Source organism: Polycyclovorans algicola TG408 (assembly GCF_000711245.1).
GTDB lineage: Bacteria > Pseudomonadota > Gammaproteobacteria > Nevskiales > Nevskiaceae > Polycyclovorans > Polycyclovorans algicola.
In genome coordinates this window covers 3,203,321-3,230,196 of sequence record NZ_JOMH01000001.1, presented here as the reverse complement: position 1 = coordinate 3,230,196, position 26,876 = coordinate 3,203,321, and the positions used below count along the sequence as shown (strand labels likewise).

The 26,876-nt window shown below is 63.0% G+C and carries 24 protein-coding genes and 1 tRNA gene; 16 read left to right on the top strand and 9 right to left on the bottom strand.

The features are described 5' to 3' along the window. Window positions 1–433: 433 nt before the first annotated feature. The gene (locus U741_RS18710; protein WP_052378891.1) at window positions 434–1,741 is read right to left on the bottom strand and encodes an OmpA family protein; all 1,308 of its coding nucleotides are present in this window, start codon (window positions 1,739–1,741) and stop codon (window positions 434–436) included. A 216-nt stretch (window positions 1,742–1,957) separates the two neighbouring features. Here U741_RS18710 and prfB point away from each other — a divergent pair. The 5 genes from prfB (at window position 1,958) to pgsA (ending at window position 7,790) form a co-directional block, all read left to right on the top strand. Further along, a protein-coding gene (prfB, locus tag U741_RS0115400) for a peptide chain release factor 2 (RefSeq protein WP_152551637.1) occupies window positions 1,958–3,053 on the top strand; the annotation gives its coding sequence in 2 pieces (ribosomal slippage) (window positions 1,958–2,029 and window positions 2,031–3,053; 1,095 coding nt in all). 11 nt (window positions 3,054–3,064) lie between these two features. Beyond that, complete coding sequence (lysS, locus tag U741_RS0115395) at window positions 3,065–4,573, top strand: lysine--tRNA ligase (RefSeq protein WP_029891336.1); 1,509 nt, start codon at window positions 3,065–3,067, stop codon at window positions 4,571–4,573. A 71-nt stretch (window positions 4,574–4,644) separates the two neighbouring features. Then, window positions 4,645–5,298, top strand: coding sequence for a UvrY/SirA/GacA family response regulator transcription factor (gene uvrY / locus U741_RS0115390; protein ID WP_029891335.1), 654 nt, complete (start codon window positions 4,645–4,647; stop codon window positions 5,296–5,298). 31 nt (window positions 5,299–5,329) lie between these two features. Beyond that, a complete protein-coding gene (gene uvrC, locus U741_RS0115385) occupies window positions 5,330–7,165 on the top strand; it encodes an excinuclease ABC subunit UvrC (protein ID WP_029891334.1) in 1,836 nt (611 codons plus the stop codon). 70 nt (window positions 7,166–7,235) lie between these two features. Next, window positions 7,236–7,790: a CDP-diacylglycerol--glycerol-3-phosphate 3-phosphatidyltransferase gene (pgsA, locus tag U741_RS0115380; RefSeq protein WP_029891333.1), complete on the top strand. Its 555-nt coding sequence runs from the start codon at window positions 7,236–7,238 to the stop codon at window positions 7,788–7,790. Between the two features lie 22 nt (window positions 7,791–7,812). Here the strand turns inward: pgsA and proB are convergent, their stop codons facing one another. The 4 genes from proB to rplU form a co-directional block, all read right to left on the bottom strand. After that, on the bottom strand, window positions 7,813–8,970 hold the full coding sequence (gene proB, locus U741_RS0115375; protein ID WP_436240269.1) for a glutamate 5-kinase: 1,158 nt from the start codon (window positions 8,968–8,970) through the stop codon (window positions 7,813–7,815). Window positions 8,971–8,977: 7 nt separating this feature from the next. Further along, the gene (cgtA, locus tag U741_RS0115370; RefSeq protein ID WP_052378890.1) at window positions 8,978–10,096 is read right to left on the bottom strand and encodes an Obg family GTPase CgtA; all 1,119 of its coding nucleotides are present in this window, start codon (window positions 10,094–10,096) and stop codon (window positions 8,978–8,980) included. Window positions 10,097–10,184: 88 nt separating this feature from the next. Further along, window positions 10,185–10,445: a 50S ribosomal protein L27 gene (gene rpmA / locus U741_RS0115365; protein WP_029891330.1), complete on the bottom strand. Its 261-nt coding sequence runs from the start codon at window positions 10,443–10,445 to the stop codon at window positions 10,185–10,187. Between the two features lie 34 nt (window positions 10,446–10,479). Further along, on the bottom strand, window positions 10,480–10,794 hold the full coding sequence (gene rplU, locus U741_RS0115360) for a 50S ribosomal protein L21 (RefSeq protein ID WP_029891329.1): 315 nt from the start codon (window positions 10,792–10,794) through the stop codon (window positions 10,480–10,482). Between the two features lie 176 nt (window positions 10,795–10,970). Between rplU and U741_RS0115355 the strand changes: the two genes are divergently transcribed. From U741_RS0115355 to U741_RS0115330, 6 genes are all read left to right on the top strand, one after another. Continuing rightward, window positions 10,971–11,939, top strand: a complete 969-nt coding sequence (locus tag U741_RS0115355) for a polyprenyl synthetase family protein (RefSeq protein ID WP_029891328.1) — start codon at window positions 10,971–10,973, stop codon at window positions 11,937–11,939. Window positions 11,940–11,951: 12 nt separating this feature from the next. Continuing rightward, window positions 11,952–12,028, top strand: a tRNA-Pro gene (locus tag U741_RS0115350). Window positions 12,029–12,132: 104 nt separating this feature from the next. Continuing rightward, on the top strand, window positions 12,133–12,897 hold the full coding sequence (locus tag U741_RS18705; RefSeq protein ID WP_052378889.1) for a tyrosine-protein phosphatase: 765 nt from the start codon (window positions 12,133–12,135) through the stop codon (window positions 12,895–12,897). 99 nt (window positions 12,898–12,996) lie between these two features. Beyond that, window positions 12,997–14,208: an acyl-CoA dehydrogenase family protein gene (locus U741_RS0115340; protein WP_029891326.1), complete on the top strand. Its 1,212-nt coding sequence runs from the start codon at window positions 12,997–12,999 to the stop codon at window positions 14,206–14,208. Continuing rightward, a complete protein-coding gene (locus U741_RS0115335) occupies window positions 14,205–15,044 on the top strand; it encodes an SDR family oxidoreductase (protein WP_029891325.1) in 840 nt (279 codons plus the stop codon). Before U741_RS0115340 ends, U741_RS0115335 begins: the two co-directional genes overlap by 4 nt. A gap of 217 nt (window positions 15,045–15,261) precedes the next feature. Continuing rightward, a complete protein-coding gene (locus U741_RS0115330) occupies window positions 15,262–16,452 on the top strand; it encodes a Fic family protein (protein ID WP_029891324.1) in 1,191 nt (396 codons plus the stop codon). A gap of 141 nt (window positions 16,453–16,593) precedes the next feature. On the opposite strand, the gene U741_RS0115325 is transcribed toward U741_RS0115330, so the two are convergent. The 4 genes from U741_RS0115325 to U741_RS0115310 all read right to left on the bottom strand — a co-directional run bounded on the left by U741_RS0115325 (window position 16,594) and on the right by U741_RS0115310 (window position 19,954). Beyond that, the gene (locus U741_RS0115325) at window positions 16,594–17,457 is read right to left on the bottom strand and encodes a transglutaminase family protein (protein ID WP_029891323.1); all 864 of its coding nucleotides are present in this window, start codon (window positions 17,455–17,457) and stop codon (window positions 16,594–16,596) included. Between the two features lie 50 nt (window positions 17,458–17,507). Then, complete coding sequence (locus U741_RS0115320; protein ID WP_029891322.1) at window positions 17,508–18,296, bottom strand: transglutaminase domain-containing protein; 789 nt, start codon at window positions 18,294–18,296, stop codon at window positions 17,508–17,510. 245 nt (window positions 18,297–18,541) lie between these two features. Beyond that, complete coding sequence (def, locus tag U741_RS0115315) at window positions 18,542–19,078, bottom strand: peptide deformylase (protein WP_029891321.1); 537 nt, start codon at window positions 19,076–19,078, stop codon at window positions 18,542–18,544. A gap of 9 nt (window positions 19,079–19,087) precedes the next feature. After that, complete coding sequence (locus U741_RS0115310; protein ID WP_029891320.1) at window positions 19,088–19,954, bottom strand: PA4780 family RIO1-like protein kinase; 867 nt, start codon at window positions 19,952–19,954, stop codon at window positions 19,088–19,090. Between the two features lie 216 nt (window positions 19,955–20,170). On the opposite strand from U741_RS0115310, the gene U741_RS18025 reads away from it, so the two are divergent. The 5 genes from U741_RS18025 (at window position 20,171) to U741_RS19890 (ending at window position 26,849) form a co-directional block, all read left to right on the top strand. Beyond that, window positions 20,171–20,533 carry an STAS domain-containing protein gene (locus tag U741_RS18025; protein WP_043110307.1) on the top strand — a complete coding sequence of 121 codons (363 nt, stop codon included), beginning with the start codon at window positions 20,171–20,173 and terminating at the stop codon, window positions 20,531–20,533. Between the two features lie 18 nt (window positions 20,534–20,551). Next, window positions 20,552–20,917 carry a response regulator gene (locus U741_RS0115300; RefSeq protein ID WP_029891319.1) on the top strand — a complete coding sequence of 122 codons (366 nt, stop codon included), beginning with the start codon at window positions 20,552–20,554 and terminating at the stop codon, window positions 20,915–20,917. 100 nt (window positions 20,918–21,017) lie between these two features. Further along, window positions 21,018–23,012, top strand: a complete 1,995-nt coding sequence (locus U741_RS0115295; protein WP_029891318.1) for a chemotaxis protein CheA — start codon at window positions 21,018–21,020, stop codon at window positions 23,010–23,012. Window positions 23,013–23,055: 43 nt separating this feature from the next. After that, entirely contained in the window at window positions 23,056–23,550 is a 495-nt protein-coding gene (locus tag U741_RS0115290; RefSeq protein ID WP_052379037.1) for a chemotaxis protein CheW, read from the top strand. A 50-nt stretch (window positions 23,551–23,600) separates the two neighbouring features. Beyond that, the gene (locus U741_RS19890; protein ID WP_084154921.1) at window positions 23,601–26,849 is read left to right on the top strand and encodes a methyl-accepting chemotaxis protein; all 3,249 of its coding nucleotides are present in this window, start codon (window positions 23,601–23,603) and stop codon (window positions 26,847–26,849) included. The last annotated feature ends 27 nt before the right edge of the window (window positions 26,850–26,876 follow it).

The window sequence follows — 26,876 nt, the reverse complement described above, 5'->3', positions numbered from 1 at the left end:
ACAAAGGGGGAGAACGTCAAAGACAAAAGCAAAAGCAGCGCGCCCTGACGCTTTGGCTTTTGCTGTTCAACCCCCGTCTGACCGGGCCGAGCATCGCAGCAGGGGCGGGATCAGACTCGCGGTTGTCTGAGCGCAGCGAGTTGAAGCGAGGCCCCGCCTCTGCGAGAAGCACAGGGCACCCCGCGACAGCGGGGCCCGGCAGTGGGGCACCTTCTTTTGGTTCCCTTTTCTTGGTGTCAAGAAAAGGAACTGCACCGCCGGGGGCAATCCCGGCCAGCAGGCCCATCAAAACCGGCGGTGCCGGTCATGAAACAGAGCGAACGGACGGTCAAGAGTCCGCCAACCGAACAGGTCAACCCGCCCCAAACGCCGCGCAACAAAAAACCCGCCCCGGCAAGTCACCGGGGCGGGTTCACAAAAACGACGAGTCAGCTCAGCGGCGCGTGGGCCGCAGCTCCACACGGCGGTTCTCTTCACGACCTTCTTCCGTGCTGTTGTCAGCAACCGGCTGGCTACGCCCGTAGCCGACGGGCGTCATGCGATCGGCTTCGATGTCTTTGTCGATCAGGTAGGCCTTGACCACCCGCGCGCGGCGCTCTGACAGGCTGAGGTTGTAGGCATCGCTGCCGAGCTGGTCCGTGTGACCCTCGACGTCGACGTCGACGTCCGGATAGGCCGCCAACACCTCGGACACTTCGTCAAGAATGCGCTTGGCCTTCTCGGTGAGCCGCTCAGAGTCAAACTCGAACTTCACGCCGCGCAGCACGAATCCAGGGTTCAGGGCGCAGCCGTTGTCGTCGACTTCTTCACCGTCACGTGGCGTGCGGCAGTCACCGAACAGGGCGCAACCGTTGTCGAGCACCTTGGCGCCGGCCGGTGAGTTGGGGCACGCGTCCTCGGTATCGCGAATGCCGTCGCCGTCGCTGTCGATCGGGCAACCCTGGGCGTCCACTTCGAGGCCGTCCCGCGTTTCGGGGCACTCGTCCTCGTTGTCGGGCACGCCGTCACCGTCGCTGTCGACCGGGCAGCCGGTGTCGTCAACCGGCACGCCACTTTCGGTGTTGGGGCATTGATCGACGGGGTCAGGTACGCCGTCGCCGTCAGTGTCGACGGCCATGCGGTCCGACTCGGTTTCGCCAAAACGGTAGATGGCACCAAGACTGAAAACGCCGTCGTAGAAGTCGCTGTTGTCGTTGGGCTGGATGCCCGCCTGATCTTCGTTGTGCGAGTCGACGCGGTACAGCGCCTCAGCACGAATCGCGAGTTTGCGTGCCACCGGGAAGAGATAGCCGACGCCGACGTCGAAAATGGTGGTGTCGTAGTCAGCAACCAGGCCAGGTGCGCTGTCGGCTTCGCCGATCATCAGATTCACGCGGCTGTAAAGGTTCGGCAGGTTGGAGACCGGGAACACCATCGCCCCGACGCCCAGACCATAGAGCTGGAAGTCGCCGTTGTCGGCCAGGCCGGTGCCGCTGTCGGTGCCGAGTTGTGCGAAAGCACCGACCAGTTCCAGGGTCAGTCCCGAGGTGACTTTTTTGCCGAATGACAGCGTGGCGCCAAAGCCGTCATCGGTGCCGCGATCACCGTCGGCGATGATGTAAGACACGGCCGGCGAGATGTAATAGGGCCGCTCTTCAAGAAACGGCTTACGTTGTCCGTCACCCGTGTCTGATTGCGCGGTTGCGGTCGATAGGGCGACCAGACCCAGCAGCGCGAAGGCTGCCTTGAAGCCGTTGTTCATCGTGTTTCCCCGATTGAAAACCAAAAAATCCCGATAAAGCATAGCCCGAGCGTCGTGGGCTCGGCATGGGGCAAGCAACACGGGTCGGTACTTTTGTGGCGACTGGGGGTGATGCTCAAGTCCGGCCTGCCTTCGGGGCGGGGTGCCCACCCGTACCTTTTGAACAGGCGCTTGGGGCGGTGGCATACTCCGCGCCCCCAAAGACGATCAGTCCCGATGGAACTCAATCATTTAAAAGGCGGTATTGCAGCCCTGCAGGCGCGTTTCGACGCCCTGCGGGGCTATCTTTGACTACGACGTCAAGCAGGACCGTCTCGTCGAAGTCAACGCCGAACTGGAAAGTTCGGAAGTGTGGAACAACCCTGATCGCGCCCAGAATCTCGGCCGCGAGCGGGCCCGGCTGGAAGGGGTTCTGGAGCCTATTCGGGTTGCCACCCTGGGTCTGGCCGATGCCGCCGAACTGTTCGAACTCGCCAGCGCCGAGAACGACACCGATGCCTTGATGGAAATCATCAAGGACGTCGAACGCTTCGAAACTTTCGCCGAAGAGTTGGAATTCCAACGCATGTTCAGCGGCGAAATGGACACCGCCAATGCGTATCTGGATGTGCAGTCCGGCTCGGGCGGTACCGAGGCGCAGGACTGGGCCGAAATGCTGCTGCGCATGTACTCGCGCTGGGGCGAGCGACGCGGTTTCACGGTGGAGCTCATGGAGCGCTCCGACGGCGAAGTGGCGGGCATCAAGTCGGCGACCTTGTTCATCCAGGGCGATTACGCCTATGGCTGGTTGCGCTCTGAAACCGGTGTGCACCGGCTGGTGCGCAAGAGTCCGTTCGACTCCGGCAACCGTCGTCACACCAGCTTTTGCGGCGTGTTTGTGAGCCCCGAGGTGGATGACAACATCGACATCGAGATCAACCCGGCCGATCTCGAGATCGGCACCTTTCGCTCCTCCGGAGCCGGCGGTCAGCACGTCAACAAGACCGAGTCGGCGATCCGCATCAAGCACGTGCCCAGCGGCATCGTCGTCGCCTGTCAGATGGAGCGCAGCCAGCATGCCAACCGCGACCGGGCCATGAACATGCTCAAGGCCAAACTCTATGAAAAGGAGTTGCAAGAACGCAACTCGGTCAAGCAGGCCATTGAAGATGCCAAGGACGACATCGGCTGGGGCAGCCAGATTCGCTCCTACGTGCTCGACCAGTCCCGTATCAAGGATCTGCGCACCGGCGTCGAAATTGCCGACACCGTCAAAGTGCTGGATGGTTACCTTGACCCCTTTGTCGAGGCCAGCCTCAAACAAGGCCTGTAAAGCAGACTCTTATGAATGATTCTCCCGAAGCGCCGCAAGACGAGAACCACCTGATCGCCACCCGCCGCGACAAGCTGGCGCAGTTGCGCGCGCAGGGCCAGGCCAATGGCAACGGTTACCCCAACAGCTTTCGCCGTGACTGCCTCAGTGATCATCTGCATGGCGCGTACGGCGAGATGGACAAGGAAGCGCTGGAGCCCATCGAAACACGCTTCAAGCTCGCCGGGCGTCTGATGGCCAAGCGGGTCATGGGCAAGGCCAGCTTTGGCCAGTTGCAGGACAGCGCCGGTCGCATCCAGATTTTCTTTCAGCTCAATTCGCTGGGCGAGGACGTTTACAACATCTTCAAGACCGCCGACGTGGGCGACGTCATCGGTGTCAGCGGGCGCATCTTCAAGACCAAGACCGGCGAGCTGTCGATCTGGGCCGAGTCGCTGGAATTGCTGGTCAAGAACCTGCGCCCGCTGCCGGAAAAATGGTCGGGCCTCACGGACACTGAGGTCCGTTACCGCCAGCGCTACGTTGATCTGATGGTCAATCCCGAGGTCAAGGAAACCTTCGCCAAGCGCGGCAAGACCATTCGCTTCATTCGCCAGTTTCTCGATGCCATCGGCTTTGAAGAAGTCGAAACGCCGATGCTGCAGGCGATTGCCGGCGGCGCCGCGGCGCGCCCCTTCGTGACCCATCACAACGCGCTTGACCGTGACCTTTATCTGCGCATCGCCCCCGAGTTGTATCTGAAGCGCCTGGTGGTCGGCGGCATCGAGCGCGTTTACGAGATCAATCGCAATTTCCGCAATGAAGGCTTGTCGACCCGGCACAACCCCGAATTCACCATGCTGGAGTTCTACCAGGCCTACGCCGACTACGTCGATGCGATGGATTTGGTCGAGACCCTGGTGCGCGACTGTGCGGTGACGGTCAACGGCACCGCGCAGTTTCCGTATCAGGGCCGCGACTACGATTTGGCGCAGCCCTTCGCCCGCTGGACCATGCGCGAGGCGGTAGCGCGATTCAATCCAGCGTTCAGCGGCTTTGATGACCGAGAGGCGCTCGCCGACTACGCCAGGGGTCTGGGTTGCGAGGTCAAACCGGGTTTCGGGGTGGGCAAATTACTGACCGAGATTTTCGAGAAGACTGTCGAGGCCAAGCTGCTCGACCCGACCTTCATCACCGCCTATCCCACGGAAGTCTCACCGTTGGCACGGCGCAGCGATGCCGATCCCGACGTGACGGATCGTTTCGAATTTTTCATCGGCGGTCGGGAAGTGGCCAACGGCTTTTCGGAGCTCAACGACGCCGACGATCAGGCCACGCGCTTCCGCGCCCAGGTCGCCGCCAAAGAGGCCGGTGACGACGAAGCCATGGTCTTTGATGCCGACTACATTCGGGCACTGGAATACGGTCTGCCTCCCACCGCCGGGGTGGGGATTGGCATCGATCGACTGGTGATGTTCCTCACCGACGCCGCCAGTATTCGCGACGTGCTGCTTTTCCCACAGATGAAGCCGGAAAGCTGAGACACGCCGACGGGCCAATTCGTGACAAGCTGCGATTTATAGCGAGTGGCGCAACCTAACGGAATGAACCGATGATCAAAATCATGCTGGTCGATGACCATCGTCTGGTGCGGGCGGGCTTGAAGCGCGTCCTGCTCGAGATGGCCGACATGGAAGTCGTGGCCGAGGCCAGCACCGGCGAAGAAGCCCTGGAGTTGGTTCGCACGATGCCGGTCGACATTGTGCTGCTCGACATCAACATGCCCGGCATCGGCGGCCTGGAAACCACGCGGCGCCTCAAGCAGCGCCTGCCGGACGTGAAGATCATTGTCGTCTCCATGCACCTCGAAGAACCTTACCCCAGCCGCTTGCTGGGTGCAGGCGCCTCGGGCTATCTCAGTAAAGACTCTGCGGCTGATGAAGTGGTGGCGGCCATTCGTCGCGTCAACACGGGCGGTCATTATGTGGCGGCTGACGTGGCCGGCAACCTCGCGGCCAGCTTGGTCAAGGGCCGCTCCGACTCGCCGTTCGAGCAGCTTTCCCAGCGTGAAACCCAGGTCATGCTGATGGTCACCAAAGGGCACTCCACCCAGGATATCTCCGACCGTCTGCACCTCTCGCCAAAGACCGTCAGCACCTATCGCTACCGCCTGTTTGAAAAGCTGGGCGTGTCCAACGATGTTGAACTGACGCGCATGGCGATGCGCTACGGACTGCTCGACGAGAACGAGGAATCGCCGCACTGATTCCGACAGGTTATGCATCGCGACGAGACTGATGACCGAGGCTAAGGCCCCCGACGCACCGGGTGATTTTGACGCGCGGGGCTTCCTGCAACAGCTGACCACCCAGCCTGGCGTGTACCGCATGCTCGGAGCCACCGGCGATCTGCTCTACGTCGGCAAGGCGCGCAACCTCAAAAAGCGCGTGTCGCAGTATTTCTTGCGGGCCTCGGGTGATCCGCGCATCGAATCGATGGTGTCGCAGATTCGCCACATCGACATCACGGTGACCCACACCGAAGACGAAGCGCTGATTCTCGAAGCGACGCTGATCAAGGAGCTGAACCCCCGCTACAACATTCTTTATCGCGACGACAAGAGCTATCCGTACCTGCGCATCTCGTCGCACGCGTATCCGCGCATCAGCTACTACCGGGGCGAAAAGCGTGGCAGCGACCAGTACTTTGGTCCGTTTCCCAGCGCCGGCGCGGTCCGTGAAACCCTGGTCACGTTGCAGAAGCTTTTTCAGCTTCGGCCCTGTCGTGACAGCTTTTTCGCGCATCGCGACCGGCCCTGTCTGCAGCATCAGATCAAGCGGTGTTCGGCACCGTGCGTGGCGCTGATCGAGCGTGACGAATATGCCCGTGACGTCAATGACGCCAAGCGCTTGTTGGGCGGGCAGGCCGATCAACTTGCCGCCGAGCTGGCACAGCAAATGGACGCCGCCGCCGAAGCGCTGGAGTTCGAGCGCGCCGCCAGGGTGCGTGATCAGATCGCCGCTCTGCGGCGCGTGCGCGAGAGCCGCAACATGACCGGCGGTGCAGCCGACCTCGACGTGATTGCGGTGGCGCTGCACCCCGCACATTCCTGCGTGGTGGTGATGTCGGTTCGCAACGGCATGAACCTGGGGCATCGCAGTCACTTTCCCCGCCACCCACCCCATGCCGAAGCCGAAGCCTTGCTGGAAAGTTTTCTGGGCCAGCATTATCTGGACCTGCCGGCGCCCGCCGAGATTCTGCTCAGCGATGCGCCGCAGGAGCTGGCGTGGATTGGCGACGCGCTGAGTCAGCAAGCCGGACGCCGCATTGTCTTGAATCGCCCGCAGCGCGGCGCGAAGTTGCGCCTGTTGCAGATGGCCCAGAACACCGCCAATCAGGCGTTGTCGGCCCATCTGGCCGATGCCGCCAGCATGGACACCCGTTTCCTCGAACTGCAACAGGTCTTCGGGCTGGACACGCTGCCGCGGCGCATCGAGTGCTTCGACATCTCGCACACCGGCGGCGAGCTGGCGGTGGCGTCGTGCGTGGTCTTCAACGAGAAAGGTCCGGCCAAGGCTTCTTACCGCAAGTTCAACATCGAAGGCATCACCCCCGGCGACGACTATGCGGCGATCAAGCAAGCCGTCATGCGCCGCTTTCTGCGGGTCAAGTCCGGCGAGGTGCAGCGCCCCGACCTGCTGCTGATCGACGGCGGCAAGGGGCAATTGTCAGCGGCACTCGAAGGCCTGGAAGCCGCCGACTGTCTCGGCGTGCGTATTGCGGCGGTGGCCAAGGGGCCGACGCGACGCGCGGGCATGGAAGAAATCATCGTGCCCGAGCGCTCGCTGCCCATGCGCCTGCCGCCGGACTCGCCCGCCCTCAACCTGATTCAGCGGGTACGAGACGAGGCGCACCGGTTTGCCATCACCGGCCATCGGTCGCGGCGTGACAAGGCACGGCTGACCTCCGACCTTGACCAGATTGAAGGCCTGGGGCCGGCCCGCAAACGCGCGTTGCTGGCCGCGTTTGGCGGACTGGCGGCGGTTCGGCGCGCGTCGGTAGACCAGTTGGCCAAAGTGGATGGCGTTTCGCGGACATTGGCAGAGCGCATCTATGCCGCGTCGCGTGGATGACCGCATCATTCCGGGTTGAATTGCCCTAAACCGCGCCTCAAATGGGCATCAACGCTCTACACTGACCTCGATGAAGCTGACCCTGCCGCTGAGCCTCACCCTGCTGCGTGTCGCGGCCATCCCCGTGGTGCTGCTGCTGTTCTACTGGTCGGTGCCTTACGCACGACAGGCGGCCACCATTGTTTATGGATTGGCCGCCGTCACCGATTGGCTGGACGGCTATCTGGCCCGAAAATGGAATCAGACCTCGGACTTCGGCGCGTTCCTGGACCCGGTCGCCGACAAACTGCTGGTTGCCGTTTGCCTGGTGATGCTGCTGCGCGAGGATCCGTCTGGCGAGCTGGCAATTCTGGTCGCCATCATCATCGGCCGCGAAATCACCGTGTCGGCACTGCGCGAATGGATGGCCGAGCTCGGGCGTCGCGCGAGTGTTGCGGTGAGCTGGATCGGCAAATGGAAGACCGCTTTCCAGATGACTGCCATCGGCATGATGCTTTGGGAAGTGCCGACCTTCGGGGTCGACTGGTACGCACTGGGCTTGGGGCTGATGTTCATCGCCGCTGCGCTGACGCTGTGGAGCATGATGGCGTATCTGCGCTCGGCGTGGCCGTTGATGCGCGGGTAGGGTGTCGATTCGCTGAGCTTGCTCAGCGCACCACGAGATTGTCGCGATGGATCAATTCCGGGTCGCCCGGATAGCCCAAGCGGGCTGCGATGTCGGTGCCGCGCGCACCCAGCAGGCGGTTCACTTCGTCGGTGTTGTAATTGCTCAGGCCGCGCGCCACCTCCTGACCGTCTGGGGCGATGCAGGCCACCACGTCTCCGCGCTGGAAACGTCCTTCAACCCGGGTCACGCCCACCGGTAGCAGGCTGCGTCCGGTGCTTTCCAGCGCGTCGGCAGCGCCACTGTCGAGGTGCAATTTCCCGCGGCGCTGCAGTTGGTCCGCAATCCAGCGTTTGCGGGCGGGCAGCCCGGCACGCGGGTCGCGCGGCATCAGCAGGGTGCCGATGACGTCGCCGCGTTGTGCCGCGCCCAAGACGTCGTCATGGTGACCATAGGCGATCAGCGTGGCGGCGCCGGAGCGGGCCGCCATCTGCGCGGCTTCGAGTTTGGTTTTCATGCCGCCACGGCCCAGCGTGCCTTTGCTGTCGCCGGCCATGTCGGTCAGGGCGTCGTCATCAATCATCGCCTCGTGAATTAACGTGGCGGTGCTGTCGGTACGCGGGTCTGCGGTATACAGGCCCTGCTGGTCGGTGAGGATCACCAGCACGTCGGCCTCGATCAGCCCGGCGGTCATGGCGCCCAGGCGGTCGTTGTCGCCAAGGCGAATTTCGTCCACGGCAACGGTGTCGTTTTCGTTGACCACCGGCACCACGCCGAAGGCCAGCAGCTCACGCAGGGCATTGCGGGCATTGAGATAACGCTGGCGGTTACCGACGTCATCGTGGGTGATGAGGATCTGCGCGGTGGTGATGTCGTGGCCGCCCAGCGCCGTTTCCCAGGCGCGTACTAGACCCATCTGACCGACGGCGGCGGCGGCCTGCAGGGTATGGACCGCCTTGGGGCGCGACTTCAGCGCCAGTCGCGCCATGCCTTCGGCGACCGCCCCGGAGGACACCACCACGACTTCGCAACCGCTGGCGCGCAGCGCCGCGATCTGACTGCTCCAGCGGGCAATGGCGTCATGGTCGAGGCCGCGGCCGTTGGCGGTCAGCATCGAGCTGCCGATCTTCACCACCCAGCGCCGCGCGTCGCGCAGCACGTGGCGGGGGTCGGTTTTCGGTACGGGTTTTTTCACGGCCAGTTGCCGCTCAGTCGGCTGGTTGCGCCGGTTGCACCGGATCGCTTGCCGCATCGGCGGCGGCATCGTCGGATGGGTTGGCGCGGGCGTCCTCGATGGCCTCATCGGCCGCCGTCCGCTCGGCACGTTCGTCGACCCAGCGCTGCGCTGCTGCGCACAGGGCCTCGCAGCCGGCGCCGGTGACCGCCGATATCGCAAACCAGGGCAACTCATGGCCCAGCGCCTCACGAAAACCGCTGACCAGCGCAGCTGCCTCATCCGGCGGCAACTGGTCAATCTTGTTGAACACCAGCCACTGCGGGCGCGCGGCCAGCTCCTCGCTGAACTGCGCCAGCTCCTGATTGATGGTCTGCACGTTGCTGACCACATCACTTCCGTCTGGCGGCAGGATGTCGATCAGGTGCAGCATCAGTCGCGTGCGTGACAGGTGCTTGAGAAAACGATGGCCCAGGCCGGCACCGTCGGCGGCTCCTTCGATCAGTCCGGGAATGTCGACCATCACGAACGACTGGAAAGGCCCCACCGACACCACGCCCGGCTGCGGGTACAGCGTGGTGAACGGGTAGTCGGCAATCTTTGGACGGGCGGCCGAGACCTGCGCGAGCAAGGTCGACTTGCCGGCATTGGGTAGGCCCAGCAGGCCGACGTCGGCCATCAGCGACAGTTCAAGGTGCAGGTCGCGCTGATCGCCCGGCGAGCCCTTGGTGTACTGGCGCGGCGCGCGGTTGACCGATGACTTGAAGCGGGTGTTGCCCAGACCGTGAAAACCGCCCTGGGCGATTTTCATGCGTTGGCCGTCGCGCGTCAGCTCGCCAATCAGCTCGGCAGTGGTCTCGTCGACAATACGGGTGCCCAGCGGCATCGGGATTTCGAGGTCTTCGCCGTTGCCACCCCGGCAGCCCGAGCCGCCGCCGTTGCTGCCGCGCTGGGCGTTGAAGCGCCGTGTGAAACGGAAGTCGGCCAGGGTATTGAGGTTGGCGTCGGCCACGGCATAGATGCTGCCGCCGTCGCCGCCGTCACCACCATCCGGGCCCCCGAAAGGGATAAATTTTTCGCGGCGAAAGCCCACGCAGCCGTCGCCGCCATTGCCGGCTTCGACGCGGATACGGACTTCATCAACGAATTTCATGACGCTCTCAGTGTAAACGGGGGCGATGCCGGCTGGACACAAAAAAGCCCCGGTTGCCGGGGCTTTTCGGCGTTACTTTGACAGTGCCTCAGGCGGGCAGCACGTCGATGAACGTCTTGCCGCCGCGCGGGCCGCGCGTGTTGAAGGTGACCTTGCCTTCTGCGGTGGCGAAAACCGTGTGGTCCTTGCCCAGACCGGCGTTGACGCCCGCGTGATAACGGGTGCCGCGCTGACGGATGATGATGTTGCCGGCAATCACGTGCTCGCCGCCAAATTTTTTGACACCGAGGCGTTTGCTTTCGGATTCGCGACCGTTGCGGGTAGAGCCGGCGGCTTTTTTGTGTGCCATTTCAGGTTTCCTTTGTTAAGTGAACGAGGTGGCGTCAGGCGCCGACAATCTCAGTAATCTTCACTTCGGTGAAGTTCTGACGATGTCCCTGTTCCTTGTGATAGTGCTTGCGGCGGCGGTGCTTGATGATGCGGATCTTCTCGCCACGACCGTGGGCGAGGATTTCGGCATTGACCTTGCCGCCGCTGATCATAGGGGCGCCGACGGTGATCTGCTCACCTTCACCGATCATCAGCACTTCGTCGAACGACACCGTGGCACCGACTTCAGCGGCCAGGGTTTCGATCTTCAGCCGTTCGCCTGCGACGACCTTGTATTGTTTGCCACCAGTTTTAATCACCGCGTACATCGTTAGGCCACCTTTTACGGATAGGGAGTCGCAGCCGGGCCCGATGGGCAGACCGCGAGAAGCGTGCGATTCTAGGGGTGTGGGCCGCTCCCGTCAATGAAAAGCCGCTCGCGCCCACCCGCGCCGCAAAATCGACCATCATTCGCGCCTGAACGAGATTCCACCCCGAGCAATCGATGGCCCTGCCGCAACTTTTGGACCTGATCGCCGACGATATGGCGCGCGTCGACCTGCTGATTCGACAGCGTTTGTCGTCCGAGGTCGCGCTGATCGACCAGATTGGCGCGCACATTATTCATGCGGGCGGCAAGCGCCTGCGCCCGGCGCTGGTGCTGCTCAGCGCGGCGGCGCTGGGCCGGCGCGACGCACAGGTCGACCTGCTGGCCGCGACCATCGAGTTCATCCATACCGCAACGCTGCTGCACGACGATGTGGTCGATGCCTCCGGCCTGCGCCGCGGTCGCAAGACCGCCAATGCCCTTTGGGGCAACGAAGCGGCGGTGCTGGCTGGCGACTTCCTTTACTCCCGCGCCTTTCAGTTGATGGTCGAAGTGGGGCGCATGCCGGTGATGCAGGTGATGGCCAATGCCACCAACGCCATCGCCGAGGGCGAGGTGCTGCAACTCCTCAATTGTGGCGACCCCAAGGTCGCTGAAGCGCGGTACCTGCGGGTGATCGAGCTCAAGACCGCGCGGTTGTTCGAGGCCGGTTGCCGTGTCGGCGCCATCGGTGCCGACGCCACGGACGACCAGATCGACGCCGCCGCGCAGTTTGGGCACCACTTGGGCATGGCTTTTCAGTTGGTCGACGACATCCTTGATTACGTCGCCGACCCCGGCGAAAGCGGCAAGGCGGTGGGCACCGATCTGGCTGAAGGCAAGCCGACCTTGCCGTTGATTCACGCGCGTGATCACAGTGACGCCACCACCCGGAATCTGATTGAACGGGCCATCGAAACCGGGACCGTCGACGACTTCGAAAAGGTCCTCGCCGCAATTGAATCCAGCAATGCGATCCCGTACACTCGCGTGCTTGCCGAGGCCCATGGGGCCAAGGCCGCAGCGGCCCTGGAGCGACTTCCCGCGTCTCCATCACAACAGGCCATGCGTTCGCTGATTGCTTACAACCAATCACGAGGCGGTTAGCAGTTTCAGTGTCGGGGCGTAGCTCAGCTTGGTAGAGCGCCTGCTTCGGGAGCAGGAGGTCGTAGGTTCGAATCCTGTCGCCCCGACCAAACAATCAAGACTTCTCAAACGTCAGCAAGAGCCCGAAAGGGCTTTTTTGCTTTTCGGGCACGGGTGTCATCGGCGTTGGGTCCGAACCCGATAAAATCGGCGGATGAGCACGATCAAACTGAACAGCATCCCCAACTTTCGCGATGTGGGCGGCTTGCCCGTTTCCGGCGGTCGTCGCATTGCCGGTGGCCGCATACTGCGCGCCGAAGCGGCCGCCAGGTTGGCCCCCGAGGACAACCAGGCCCTGGCCGCACTACCCACGTTAAGCGTGTTTGATTTGCGGTCGGTGCGCGAGCGCAACGAGCTGAGCAGTCCTTATATGGTGAACGCGCGGGCCAAGTTGCTCACGGTGGATGTGCCCCACTCAAGCGGCGCGGCCGACATGGTCAAAACCATGAACGAGATGATGGATGCCGAGCCCGGTGCGCTTGAGTCGTACATGCACGTCACCTACCGGCAGTTTCCGCAGCAGTTCGCCGAGACCCTGCGTGATCTGCTGCAGCGGTTGCTCGGCGGCGATGCGCCGGTGCTGGTGCACTGCACCGCCGGCAAAGACCGCACCGGGTTTGTCTGCGCGGCGTTGCTGCATGCGCTGGGGGCGTCGGCCGAGGCCATCGAGGCCGACTACATGCTCAGCGATACGCATTTTGGCCGTGAACGCATCGCGCGAATGGTGCGCGAGCACTGGGGCCGCAAAGAGGCGCCGTTGCATATCCTCGACGCGCTCAGGGTCAAGAAGGACTACCTCGAAAGCGCGCTCACCGCCGTCCAGCAGGGCTTTGGGTCAATGGACGGCTACCTCGAATCGCTGGGTCTGGACGATGCCGGCCGACGGGCGTTGCGCGAGCGGCTCACGGTCCCCGCCTGATTCCTCTCCGCCCCTCGCGGTGTCACCTTATCGGACGAAGCGCCAGGGAAGTCACCGGTATGACACTCTGGGTAAGTCTGACTCACCAACGAGAATCCCATGCCCGACAGCACCAACATTGATGACCGCCCGTCCGTGATGCAGGCCTTCACGGGCCTTTCCACCGACGAAATCGAGATCCTCGCCCAAGCCGACAAGTTCGCCCAGAACGAGGTGTACCCGCTGGCGCAGCGGATGGACAACGAAGAGTGGTGGCCCGACCAGATTTTCCCCAAGATCGGTGCCACCGGATTCTTCGGTGTCACCGCGCCCACCGAGCTGGGCGGCGCGGGCATGGACGTGTTCACCTCGGGTTTGATTTTGCAGGCCATCAGCCGCTGGAACCACGCGCTGGGGCTGGCGTGGGTGGCGCACGAAAACCTGTGCCTGCACAACATTCTGCGCAATGGCAACGACGAGCAGAAGCGCAAGTACATCCCCGGCATGTGCAGGGGCGAGTTGATTGGCGCGCTGGGCCTCACCGAACCCGGTGCGGGTTCTGACGCCTTGGGCTCGATGCGCACCACCGCGCGCCGCGAAGGCGGTCATTACGTGCTCAACGGCACCAAGATTTACATCACCAACGGTCCGGTCGCCGACGTGCTGCTGGTCTACGCCAAAACCGACAAAGAGAAGGGCGCGCAGGGCATCAGCGCCTTCATCGTTGAAAAGGATTTTCCCGGCTTCAAAGTGGCGCAGAAGCTGATCAAGATGGGCTTCCGCGGCTCACAGACCGCCGAGCTGGTGTTTGAAGACTGCAAAGTGCCGGTCGAGAACCTGGTGGGCGGCGAGAACCGCGGCGTCAAGGTGGTGATGTCCGGGCTCGACCTGGAACGCGCGATGATTTCGCCCATCTGCCTCGGCATTGCCGAGCGGGCGCTGGCGCTGTCGATTGACTACGCCCGGCAACGCAAGCAGTTCGGTCGGCCGATTGCCGATTTCCAGATGATCCAGTCCAAGCTCGCGCAGATGTATGTGTGGGTGGAATCGATGCGCCTGTTCACCTACCAGACCCTGCGCGCCGCCAACGTGATGGGTGACGATGACGGCGGTCGCGGCGAGATCCACAAGCTCACTGCCGCCAGCGTGATGTTCGCCGCCGACACCATGAACCAGGTGCTCAACGAGGCAGTGCAGATTCACGGTGGCACCGGGTATATCTGGGAATCGGAAATCAACCGCCTGTACCGCGCCATCAAGCTGCTGGAAATCGGCGCCGGCACCACCGAAGTGCGCAAGATGATCATTGCCAAGGAACTGCTGGCCTCATGAGTTCCGAATTGCTGGAGGGTTTGTGGGCCGCGCCCACCGCCTTTCGCCATGACCTGTTTGCCGGGCAGATCGCGCTGGTCTGCGGCGGCGGCAGCGGCATCGGTCGCGCCACGGCACTCACCCTGGCGCGGCTGGGCGCAACCGTCGTCATCACCGGTCGCACCCAGGAAAAGCTCGATGCCGTGACCGCCTTCGCCCAAGGCAAAGGTGCGGTCATGCACGGCTTCGCCACACAGTTGCGCGAGCACGACAACGTGGTCGCCCTGTTCGAAAAAATCGAGTCCGAGGTGGGCGTGCCCGACCTGCTGGTCAACAGCGCTGGCGGGCAGTTTCCGCAAAACGCCATCGACATCAGCCCCAAGGGCTGGAACGCCGTGGTCACCAACAACCTCAGCAACACCTGGTTTGTGATGCAGCGCGCCGCGCAGCGCTGGCGCGACCTGGAGCGCGGCGGCTCTATCGTCAACGTCATTGTCGTGCTCGAACGCGGCATGCCGGGCGTGGCGCATACCCAGGCCGCGCGGGCAGGCATCGTGGGCGCCATGCGCACGGTGGCGGTTGAGTGGGCGCCGCTGGGCATTCGCGTCAACTGCGTGGCGCCCGGGCTCACGGCCAGTGAAGGGTTGGACGTTTATCCGCCAGAAGCCGTGGCCGAGTTTCCACTGGCCAACCCGCTGAAACGCCCCGGCACGCCGATGGAAATTGCCGAAGCCTGTGTGTTCCTCAGCAGCCCCAGCGCCAGCTTCGTCACCGGCGAGGTAATGACCGTCGATGGCGGCGGCAAGCTCTGGGGTGAGCTGTGGCTGGCGGGGCGGCCGGATTACTACAAGGTGTGATGTGGGGCATCGCGTCAGCATGTTTCGTGATGTGACGCAGGGGTCGTGAGCTTGCCATGGGCCGTCACAATGTGGGTCTTGCTTCAAGCCCGGTATTATTCGCATAAATATCCGCATGCGAAAACCATGTAATTTTTTCGGATTGTCAATAAGTTCAAATAATTTAGTGTCTTGCAACGTAGAATAAAACGCAGAAATTTCCGCAAAATTATATTGCATGAACCTAGTTACATCTGTTGATTGGCTGGAACCATTGCTGCCTAAAAGCAGCATCCCTCAGTCTCTGCTGGATAAGTGTGACCAACTTCAGGTGGCCACCGTCCGGCTTGACGCGTCCATCCCCGCAGAGACAGCCAAACCTCTGGGTGTATTGCTGCGTGCGACCAATAGCTTCTACAGCAACCTGATCGAGGGGCAGTACACGGAGCCGCTGGAGCTGGCGGCGACTGCTCCTAAGCGCGACCGCAAGCAACTCACGGAACTTGCGGTTGGGCATGTGCATGCTCAGATGCTTGCCGAGCGATTCCTGGGTATCCAGCGAGTGGGTGGAGGCGCGAATTGGGCGTGGCTATTTTCGCCAGTTTTCGTGGGAACCATGCACAACCTGCTGTTCCGGTACGCGAAGCCCTCAGATTTGAGGCTTCAGGATGGAACGTCGATGTCGCCCGGTGCGTTTCGTGGGCGGGACGTGACCATTGGGGAGCACATCCCTCCATCGCATGCGGCGGTGCTGGAGATGTTGCATCGAATGCAACAGGTCTATGGGACAGAGGTGGATTTTCGATATCGACTCCTGGGTGCGATGGCCTATCACCACCGGTTGTCGTGGGTGCATCCATTTCCTGATGGGAACGGCAGGACGATGCGGCTCATCACGCACCTCCACTTGACCTGGCTCGACTTGGCTTCAGATCTCTGGTCCCTTTCACGCGGACTTGCACGGCGTCAGAGCGAGTATTACGTGCGACTTGCGAACGCTGACAGCGAGCGGCGGGGCGCGCTGGATGGGCGGGGCACGTTGAGCCAGAAAGGACTTTTCGATTTTGTGGATTTCATGCTGGACACCTGCCTAGATCAGGTGGAGTACATGGCACGATCGTTAGCGACGCATGACCTGCGAAGCAGACTTGAAGCCATCATATTGACGAATGAACATTTCCGGCGCGCGAAGATTCGTGCGGAGTCGGGGCGTGCATTGCATCTTCTGATCACTCAGGGGCGCGTCAGTCGTAGTGATTTCAAGGTCTACTTGGGTGTGGGGGACCGGCTGGCAACGGAGCAACTGGCACAACTGATCAGCCTCGGGGTCGTCAATAGCCCAACGCCCCGAGCTCGTGAGATATACCCGGCCTTTCCGGGATGGTTTGCTCAACAGGTGTTTCAGGATCTGCACCGCAGGTTTGACTAAGGGGTCGGCCTGCCGTGCGCACCTGTTCGGGGAAAAGGAGAAAAAGAGGAGAAAGAGGGCCAGGGTCGAATTAAGCTTTAATTCGAAACTTGGCCCCTTTCACGCCCGACGCGAGCTTCCCTTCGTCGCGGCCCGCCGCACCTAAATGATTGCTTGCGGTGATCCCTCCGCAACTTGAATCTGCACCGAAAAATCCAGGCGGCTGGTGGCACCGGGGCCAACGAAGGGCCCGCTGACGGGCATGGTGTCGCGGGCATGCGCGGCGGCGGCGATGGTCACGTGGGTGTCGGCCAGTGCGGTGCCATGGGTCGGATCAAAGCCACGCCAGCCTGCGCCGGGCAGATACACCTCCGGCCAGGCGTGCAGGTCGCGGCGATCACTCTGCAGGTTGCCCCGCTGGTAGCCACTGGCAAACCTCGCCGGTATGCCCTCGGCCCGGCAGCAGTCGACAAATAACACCGCCAGATCGCGGCAGGCACCGCGCCGGGTGCGCAAGGTCTCGAATGGCGTTTGTGGCGCCCCTTCCAGCCGGTGGATCTGCTCAAAGGTCTCGAACATGTGTCGGCAGAGCCGTTCCAGAAAGCGGACCGTCTCCCGTTCGACGGCCAGACTCTGCTCCGCCGCAAAGACGGTGACCGCATCGTCCGGTTGGCCCCGATGCAGGTAGGCCTGCACCGAGACTGCGTCGTGCGCATGGGGGATGGGCAACACCAGGGCTTCAGGTGCCAGCACAAAGTCGAAGGCATTGCGCCGCAGGGTTTCAACCTGCATCTGCACGTTGATCTCGAAGCGGTTGGTCTCGCCCGCAAACCAGGCCTGCGTGATGCGGTTGCCTTCGAGATCCAGGTGCTCGTTCCAGCCCTGTGGCTGCGGATGGACCGTCAGACCATGGCTGATGACGCGCTGGGCACCGTCGCAACGCGGGTGAAAACGCAAGCGTTGCGGGCCCAGCCGAACCAAGCCCGAGTACGCGTAGGTGGTGCGATGTTGAATCGTGAAAAGCACGGATCATCCTTGGTGGCGCGACTTGGCCGCGCGTGTAGCCTGCGGCGGCGTCAGTCCGGCAGACGCTCGACATTGACCGACTGGTGAGTGGCAAAGGACGCCGGCCCAAACTGGTTGAAGACCGCCACATCGGCTGCATCGCGCCCGTAGCCCAGGGCGACGTAGCCACCGGTGAGTTCCGCCTGCGTTGCATCAAAGGTGTACCACCGGCCGCCCACGTAGGCCTCGAACCAGGCATGCAGGTCCATCGGTTGCAAGCCGTGCAAATAGCCGACGACCATGCGCGCCGGGATGCTCAAGGCGCGACACAGGGCGATCCCAAGGTGCGCAAAGTCGCGACAGATCCCGATGGTTCTGGCGTTGACATCAATCGCCGACAAGGTGTCGCCGGTGCTGCCAGGCACATATTCGTAGGTCTGCCGCAACCAGGTTTCGATGGCGGCAACCTGGTCATAGCCCAGCCAATATCCGGCAGTGATCGAGGCGGCCATCTCGTTGAAATGATCGGATTCGCAGTAGCGGCTGGGGAGCAGAAAATTGAGCACGCCATCCGGCAGCAACTGCACATCGACAAAAGGCGCGTCGGGGGCCCTGTCGACCCCATCGCTGGTGATGACCTCGGCCACCGTATGCACCGAGAACTGGCCGGGCGGCGCAACCAGGCGTTGGCACAAGTTGCCGTAGCCGTCGGTGAACTCGAAGACCGGGACGCGGGGCGTGATCTCGTACTCTTCCCGCGCGACCCATTGGTGCGCGCCACTGCGTGGCCGCAACATCAGAATGAAGGCGGTCGGGACGGTGATCTCGAAATGCAGTTCACATTGGGTACGTAGCCGCATTCGTCAATCTCAGGCCGAAGCCAAACGTGCCTCGGGACCGCGGCGGTGCCGAGTCCCGGGCGAAGAAGAGGGGGTGTTACGTCGAGCATACGCGGTGCCGAGGGGGAAGAAAGGCGCGAGGCTCGAATTGACGCACCAAACGGCTGTGCTGCTCAAGCGGACTCCGTCATCAAGACCAGGCGCCATGACCGCTTGGCGCAAACCTGGCTGGCGACATGGCGGACCGACGCGGCAATGCGCTTCAGTCAGTCATCCTGCGCCGCAACTGCGGGACCGAGGCTCAAGGCATCGACAAACCCGAACTGCGTCAGATCACGAATCCGTCGCGGGTAAAGCACGCCATCCAGATGGTCGCATTCGTGCTGCACCACGCGGGCATGAAAGCCACTCACGGTGCGGTCAATGGCGTTGCCCTGGGCGTCGAAGCCTGTGTAGCGCAGCCGAGCATGGCGCGGCACCAGACCGCGCAGGCCGGGCACACTCAGGCAGCCTTCCCAGCCCTCTTCCATGTCGTCGCCGAGCGGTGTGAGCACGGGGTTGCACAGCACCGTGAAGGGCACGGCTTCGGCGTCGGGATAGCGGGGGTTATGGGTAAAGCCGAAGATCACCACGCGCAGCGGCACGCCAATCTGCGGCGCGGCCAGGCCGGCGCCGTTGGCGGCTTTCATGGTGTCGATCAGGTCAGTGATCAGCGCGTCGAGATCCGGTGTATTGAAGTGCTGCACCGGCTCAGCGACGTCCAGCAGCCTGGGGTCGCCCATGCGCAGGATGTCTTTGATCATGATGCGCGCCTACTCATCGTCCAGCGCGTGTTGGGCCTCAACTCGGCCGCGTTCGCGCGCTGCCTGTTCGCGCTTGGCGTCTTCGATGGTTTCAAACACCGAATCCAGATCAGCCGTGTGTTCGTCCAGCTCGAAGGCGCCGGTCAGGGGCGTGTCGGGGTGCAGCTCGCTGGCCTGGAACAGCGCCCACATTTCGTGGGCGTAGCGCGTGTCGAGCAGGTCCGGAGCGGCGCGGCCGAGGGTGGCGCGCAGGTTGTGCAGGTCGCGCTCCAGCAGGCGGAACGCCTGATGGTTGGCGCTGGCATTGATCACCTGTGGCAAGTCGATGATCACCGGCCCGGTGTCGTCGACCAGCACGTTGTATTCCGACAGGTCGCCGTGAATCAGCCCGGCGCAAAGCATGCGCACCACGTCACGGACCAGCTTCCGGTACCAGAGGCGGGCAGTTTCGGCGGAGAAATCCACGTCGATGAGTCGCGGCGCAACGCCGCCATCGGCATCGCAGATCAGTTCCATGATCAACACGCCGCTGAACATGCCAAACGGCTGCGGCACGCGCACGCCGGCATCGCTCAGGCGATACAGGGCGTCAACCTCGGCGCTTTGCCATTCGGTTTCCTGCACGGCACGGCCGCGACGGCTGCCGCTTTTCATTGCACGCTCGTCGCGTCCGCCGCGCCGTTTGCGGCCTTCCTGGTAGGCGGCGAGTTGCTGAAAGCCGCGCTGTTCGGCGGCCTTGTAAACCTTGGCGCAGCGCAGCTCGTCGCCGCAGCGCACCACGTACACGACGGCTTCTTTGCCGCTTTTCAGCGAGCGCACCACCGCATCGATGATGCCTTCGTCAATCAGCGGTTGTAAGCGTGGGGGGGCTTTCACTCAGGGGTCCGGCAACTTTGGGTCGCCAGCATATCTGTCCCCGCGTCACCAGTGGACGGGCGGCGGCCCCAACGGCTGTCCGCAAGCCGAGCCGTCGTGTGGTTTGGGATAGGCATTGTTCTGCCTGCCGCAGGCTTGGCAGGCCATCATCACCGGCCTGGCGCGCTGGCAGGCGTCAGAGCAAGCCGATCTGCGACCAAGGCCCCAGCCCGGCAGATGAGCGGTCTCAAAGATTCTGGTGCCAAGCCGATAGTACTGGTGTACCTGAAACCGGTCATCGTCATGAAGCTTGAACTCCCCGCGCAATGCCTGCTCCCCGACGCACAGTCTCTGTCGCGCGTGCTGCTGGACGCCCTCAAGGCCGGTGAATCCATCGAGGTCGACGGTCATGCCGTGACCCGCATCGGCACCGCCGCCCTGCAACTGCTGTGGCTGGCGCGTCGCGATGTGACCGAGCAGTCCCACGAATGGCAGTGGACTTCGGTGTCCGAGCCGCTGCGGCGCACCGCCAAGCAACTTTTCATGAGCGATGCCTTGGGCCTGCCCCGAGATGCCGTCGCCGCCGCGCAACCCACCTGATGAGACCCGGAGCAATCCATGCCCCATATTCTTGCCGTAGATGACTCCTCCTCAATGCGTCAGATGGTCAGCTTCACGCTGGCCAGCGCGGGCTACGCGGTCACCGAGGCCGAGGACGGCGTGGTGGCGTTGGGCAAGGCCAAGGGCGGTCAATACGACCTGGTCCTGGCCGACGTCAACATGCCCAACATGGACGGCATCAGCCTGATCAAGGCGCTGCGCGCCCTGCCGGCCTACCAGTACACGCCGATGCTGATGCTCACCACCGAAGCCGGTGACGGCAAAAAGCAGGAAGGTCGCGCGGCCGGCGCCACCGGCTGGCTGGTGAAGCCTTTCAATCCGGACCAACTGTTGGCCACCCTCAAAAGAGTGCTGCCCCAGTGAGCGCGCCGACACGGTGTCTGCCCGTAGGGCAAGGGGTGCGGGAGGCGCGCTTTTGCTCACGTCCAAGCACTGGCCGCCATTCTGACCACAAGGTGAGCCCGTGAGCATCGACATCCGGCAGTTCCATGCCGGGTTTTTCGAGGAAAGTCTCGAAGGCCTGTCGATCATGGAAGGCGGCCTGCTGGCGCTGGAATCCGGTCAAGCCAGTGAGGAAACACTACACGCCATTTTCCGCGCCGCGCACTCCATCAAGGGCGGCGCCGGTAGCTTCGGCTTTGCCCGCATCAGCGAGGCCACCCACCACCTTGAAACCCTGCTCGACGAGCTGCGCGCCGGCCATCGCAGTGCCGATGCCGACGTGCTCAAGGTGCTTTATCAGTCGGTAGACGGCGTGCGCGCCATGATCACCGCGGCACAGGCCGAGCAGCCCTGTCCCGAAGCGCAGGTGCAGGCGTTCGAAGCCGCACTGAAAGTGGTGCTGGGCAAAGCGCCCGTCGCCGATGCCAGCGCCGAACCCGCCGCCGTGGCGGCGCCGCGAACCACGCTGAAAACCTGGCAGATTCACTTCGCCCCCACGCCCGGCCTGCTGGCCACCGGTAACGAGCCTTTGTTGCTGATGCAGGCACTGGCCGAGCTGGGTGAACTGCAAGGCCAACTGATCGAGCCGCAGGGCGAAGACGTGGCGCTGGAAACCCTGTCAGTCGACGACTGCCGCCTGGCCTGGGACCTGACCCTGACCACGGATGCCAGCGAAGCCGTCATTCGCGATGTGTTTTCCTGGGTTGATGACTGCTGCAAGCTGCGCATCACCGAGTTGGCGCCGGTGGTGGCGGCGGTTATTGCACCGCAACCCGAAGCGGCAGCCGGCCCGCTGGCGATGGTGAAGAAGCCGGTGGCCGCCGCTGCAACTGCGGCGGCACAAATCCCGACGGCGTCCATCCGTGTTGGCGTCGACAAGGTGGACGCGCTGATTGATCTGGTCGGCGAACTGGTGATCACCCAGGCGATGTTGCATCAGGCTGTGGCCGGGCTGGACCCGGTGCAGTTCGAGCGCCTGCATTCAATGTTGGAGCAACTGGAGCGCAACACCCGGTCCTTGCAGTCGTCGGTGCTGGCGGTGCGCATGTTGCCGGTGGGCACGGTGTTTTCACGCTTCCCGAGGGTGGTGCGCGACCTTGCCGACAAGCTCGGCAAGCGTGTCAAGCTGGTGCTCGAGGGCGAGGCCACCGAGCTCGACAAGGGCATGATCGAACGCATCACCGATCCGCTGATGCACCTGCTGCGCAACGCGCTGGACCACGGGCTGGAAACCATTGAAGAACGCCGCGCCGTTGGCAAGCCGGAAGAGTGCCGACTCAAGCTCAGTGCCCGTCACGCCTCGGGGTCGATCATTCTCGAAATCGAGGATGACGGTCGCGGTCTGAACCGCGAAAAAATTCTCGCCAAGGCCCTGGAGCGCGGCGTGATCACCGAGCGCCCGGCCACCGATGCCGACATCGACAACCTGATCTTCGAACCCGGCTTTTCCACCGCGGATGTGGTGACCGATGTCTCCGGTCGCGGCGTGGGCATGGACGTGGTGCGCAAAAACGTTGCCGCCCTTGGCGGTCGCATCGAGCTCAGTTCCACGCCCGGTGTCGGCACCCGCGTTTCGGTGCGCTTGCCGCTGACACTGGCCATCCTCGACGGCATGAGCGTCGCGGTGGGTGACGAGGTGTTCATCGTGCCCATCGCCAGCGTGATGGAGAGCTTCCAGCCCACGCCCGGGCAGATGCCGCCCATCGGCGGCGAGCAGCGCCTGGTGAAGGTGCGTGACAACTACCTGCCGCTCATCCGCCTCAGCGAACACTTTGGTCTGCCCACCGCCTACCAGGGCCCGGGCATTGCAGTGGTTGTGGAAGCCGACGGACGCCGTCTGGCGCTGATGGTGGATGCACTGGTGGGACAGCAACAGGTGGTCATCAAGAGCCTGGAGCAGAACTACCGAACGGTGGCCGGGGTTGCCGGCGCCACGATTCTCGGGGATGGGCGCGTCGCGCTGATTCTCGATGTTGCAAGGCTGACGGCCGTATCGGCCCTGGCGATTGCCGCATGAACCTTATTGACCGGAGCGCGTGATGGATGCAACCCAAAGCCTGATGGAACCCCAGCGCCAGAGCGACAGCGGCGACCCCTGCGCCGAGTTTCTGACGTTTTCGCTGGGGGATGAAATCTACGGCGTCGACATCCTCAAGGTGCAGGAGATTCGCGGCTACGACACCGTGACCCGCCTGCCCAACGCGCCGGACTTCATCAAGGGCGTGATCAACCTGCGCGGCACCATCGTCCCCGTGGTCGACATGCGGCTGAAGTTTCAGCTTGGCCGCGTCGACTACAACGAATTCACCGTGATGATCATTCTCAATATCGCCCGTCGTGTGGTGGGGATGGTGGTCGATGGGGTGTCCGACGTGATGCAACTGACCCCCGAACAGATTCGTCCGGCCCCGGATTTCAGCGGCGCCGTCAACACCCGTTTCATCACCGGCATCGGCGCCATTGACGATCGCATGCTCATTTTGGTGGACATCGAAAAACTCATGTCGGCCTCCGACATGGCGTTGATGGACAGCTCAACCCAAGCCCTGCAGTAAGCCCCTCTTAGTCCCCAACCCCCTCCCCTTACTTCCCGGCGGACCCGAACATGAAAACCCCTGCAAAAAAGACTGCCCCCGCAAAGAAACCTGCTGCCAGCCGCAGCCGGGTCGCGTCACCCGCCAGCCGCAGCAAGACTGAAGTCGTCACCAGCCGGACGCGTGAGGCCGCCGCCAGCCGCGCGCGGGAAGTCGCCCTGGAGCGCGCCAATCTCGAAGGCCAGATCGCCGCCATTCACCGCTCACAAGCGGTGATCGAGTTCGACCTGAAAGGCAACATTCTTCAGGCCAACGACAACTTCCAGAAAACCATGGGCTACTCCGCCGAGGAAATGCGCGGCAAGCACCACAGCATGTTTGTTGACCACGCCACCCGCGTCAGTCAGGAATACGCAGTGTTCTGGGACAAGCTCGGCCGCGGCGAATACGACAGCGGCGTGTACAAGCGCCTCGGCAAGGGCGGCGTCGAGGTTTGGATTCAGGCCTCCTACAACCCCATTTTTGACATGGACGGCCGGCCGTTCAAGGTCGTCAAGTACGCCACCGATGTTACCCAGCAGAAGCTGCGCAACGCCGACTTTGAAGGCCAGATTGCCGCCATCGGCAAGGCCCAGGCCGTCATCGAGTTTGACCTGAAGGGCAACATCCTCAGCGCCAACGACAATTTCCTGAAAACCCTGGGCTACGCCCGTCACGAAATCATCGGCAAGCACCACAGCGTGTTCGTGCCGCTACCCGAGCGCACCAGCCTTGAGTACCTGGCGTTCTGGGACAAGCTGGGCAACGGTGAATTCGATGCCGGCGTGTACATGCGCATGGGCAAGGGCGGCCGCGAAATCTGGATTCAGGCCACCTACAACCCGATTTACGACATGAATGGCCGGCCGTTCAAGGTCGTCAAATATGCCACCGACATCACCCAGCAGAAGCTGCGCAACGCCGACTTTGAAGGCCAGATTGCCGCCATCGGCAAGGCCCAGGCGGTCATCGAGTTTGACCTGAAAGGCAACATTCTCAACGCCAACGAAAACTTCCTGCGCGCCCTGGGCTACACGCTGGAAGAAGTGCAGGGCAAGCACCACGCCATCTTCGTCGAGCCCGATCACCGCACCTCCAACGAGTACCGCGACTTCTGGGCCAAGCTGGGCCGCGGTGAGCATGATTCGGGCGTTTATCGCCGCATCAACAAGGCGCAGCGCGACGTCTGGATTCAGGCCACCTACAACCCGATCTTCGACATGAGCGGCAAGCCGTTCAAGGTCGTCAAGTTCGCCACCGACATCACCCAGCAGCGCATCCGTGACCTGGCTGCCATGCGCGTCAAGACCGGCCTCGACACGGTGGTCACCAACGTGATGATTGCCGACGCCGACCTCAACATCGTCTACGTCAACAAGTCCATCGTCGAGATGCTGACCACCGCCGAAGAAGACATCCGCAAGGACGTGCCGAGTTTCTCGTCCGACTCGGTGGTCGGCACCAACATCGACACCTTCCACAAGAATCCGCAGTTTCAGCGCGGCTTGCTGAAGCGGCTCAACAACACCCACAAGGCCAAGCTGCACCTGGGCGGTCGCACCTTTTCGCTGATTCTCAACCCGATCAACGACCCGGAAGGCACGCGCCTGGGCTACGTCGTGGAGTGGAAGGACCTGACCATCGAGCTGGCGCAACTGGCCCGCGAGCAGCAACTGGCCATGGAGACCGCGCGCATCAAGCAGGGTCTCGATTCGGTGGCCACCAACGTGATGATCTCGGACGCCGATCTCAACATCATTTACACCAACTCCGCGATGGACACGATGCTGCGGGTGGCCGAGTCTGACCTGCGCAAAGAGCTGCCCAACTTCGCCGCCAAAACGGTGATCGGCACCAACATTGACACCTTCCACAAGAACCCGGCGCACCAGCGCGGGCTGCTGGGCCGCATGGTAGGCACCTTCCGCACCAAGTTGCTGGTGGGCGGTCGCAGCTTCTTCCTGGTGGTGAACCCGATCAACGACGCCGACGGCAAACGCGCCGGCTATGTCGTCGAGTGGCAGGACCGCACCGTTGAAGTGGCCGTCGAGAAGGAAGTGGGCGACATCGTCAGCGCTGCGGCCGACGGCGACTTCACCCGTCGCATCGCCATCGAAGGCAAGGAAGGTTTCTTCCTCAGTCTTGCCGAGCGCATCAACCAGCTCATGCACACCAGCAATGTCGGCCTCAACGAAGTGGCCCGGGTGCTGGGCGCCCTGGCCGAAGGCGACCTGACGCAAACCGTGGAAGGCGACTTCAAGGGCACCTTCGGCAAGCTCAAGGACGATGCCAACACCACCGTCGAACAGCTGACCCGCATCATCACCCAGATCAAGCTGGCCACCGACACCATCAACACCGCGTCGTCCGAAATTGCCGCCGGCAACCTCGACCTGTCGCGTCGCACCGAACAGCAGGCCGCCAGCCTGGAAGAAACCGCCAGCTCGATGGAAGAGCTGACCAGTACCGTCAAACAGAACGCCGAGAACGCCAAGCAGGCCAACCAGCTCGCCATTGGCGCCACCGATGTCGCCGGCAAGGGTGGCGCGGTGGTCTCCAAGGTGGTCACCACCATGGCCGAGATCAACGAAGGCTCGAAGAAGATTGCCGAGATCATCGGCGTCATCGACGGCATTGCCTTCCAGACCAACATCCTCGCGCTGAACGCGGCGGTGGAAGCGGCACGCGCCGGTGAACAGGGCCGCGGCTTCGCGGTGGTGGCCTCCGAAGTCCGCTCGCTGGCACAGCGCTCGGCCGCGGCCGCCAAAGAGATCAAGACGCTGATCTCCGACTCGGTCACCAAGATTCACGGCGGCTCCGAGCTGGTGGAACAGGCCGGCAAGACCATGGACGAGATCGTCCAGTCGGTGAAGCGCGTCACCGACATCATGGGCGAGATCAGCGCGGCCAGCCTTGAGCAAAGCCAGGGCATCGAGCAGGTCAACCAGACCATCACCTCGATGGACGAAACCACCCAGCAGAACGCTGCGCTGGTCGAAGAAGCCTCGGCCGCCGCCCGCTCGATGGAAGAGCAGGCCGCCGGTCTGGCCGAACAGGTGGGCAGCTTCCGGCTCTCGGCCGATGTCTCGGCCCCGGCCGCCAGGCCGTCCAAGGTCACACCGCTGAACGCACCCCGCACGGGCGGCAGCGCCGGGTTCCGACCCGCGGCCGCCGCTCCGCGCGGTGTCGCCGCCAAGGCCCTGCCGGGTCGCGGCACGGGCAAGGCCAGCGCCTCGGCCGCCGCCACCAAGGCCGATGACGACGACTGGACCGAGTTCTGATCCGGCGCGTCGTGTGTCACCGGTCGC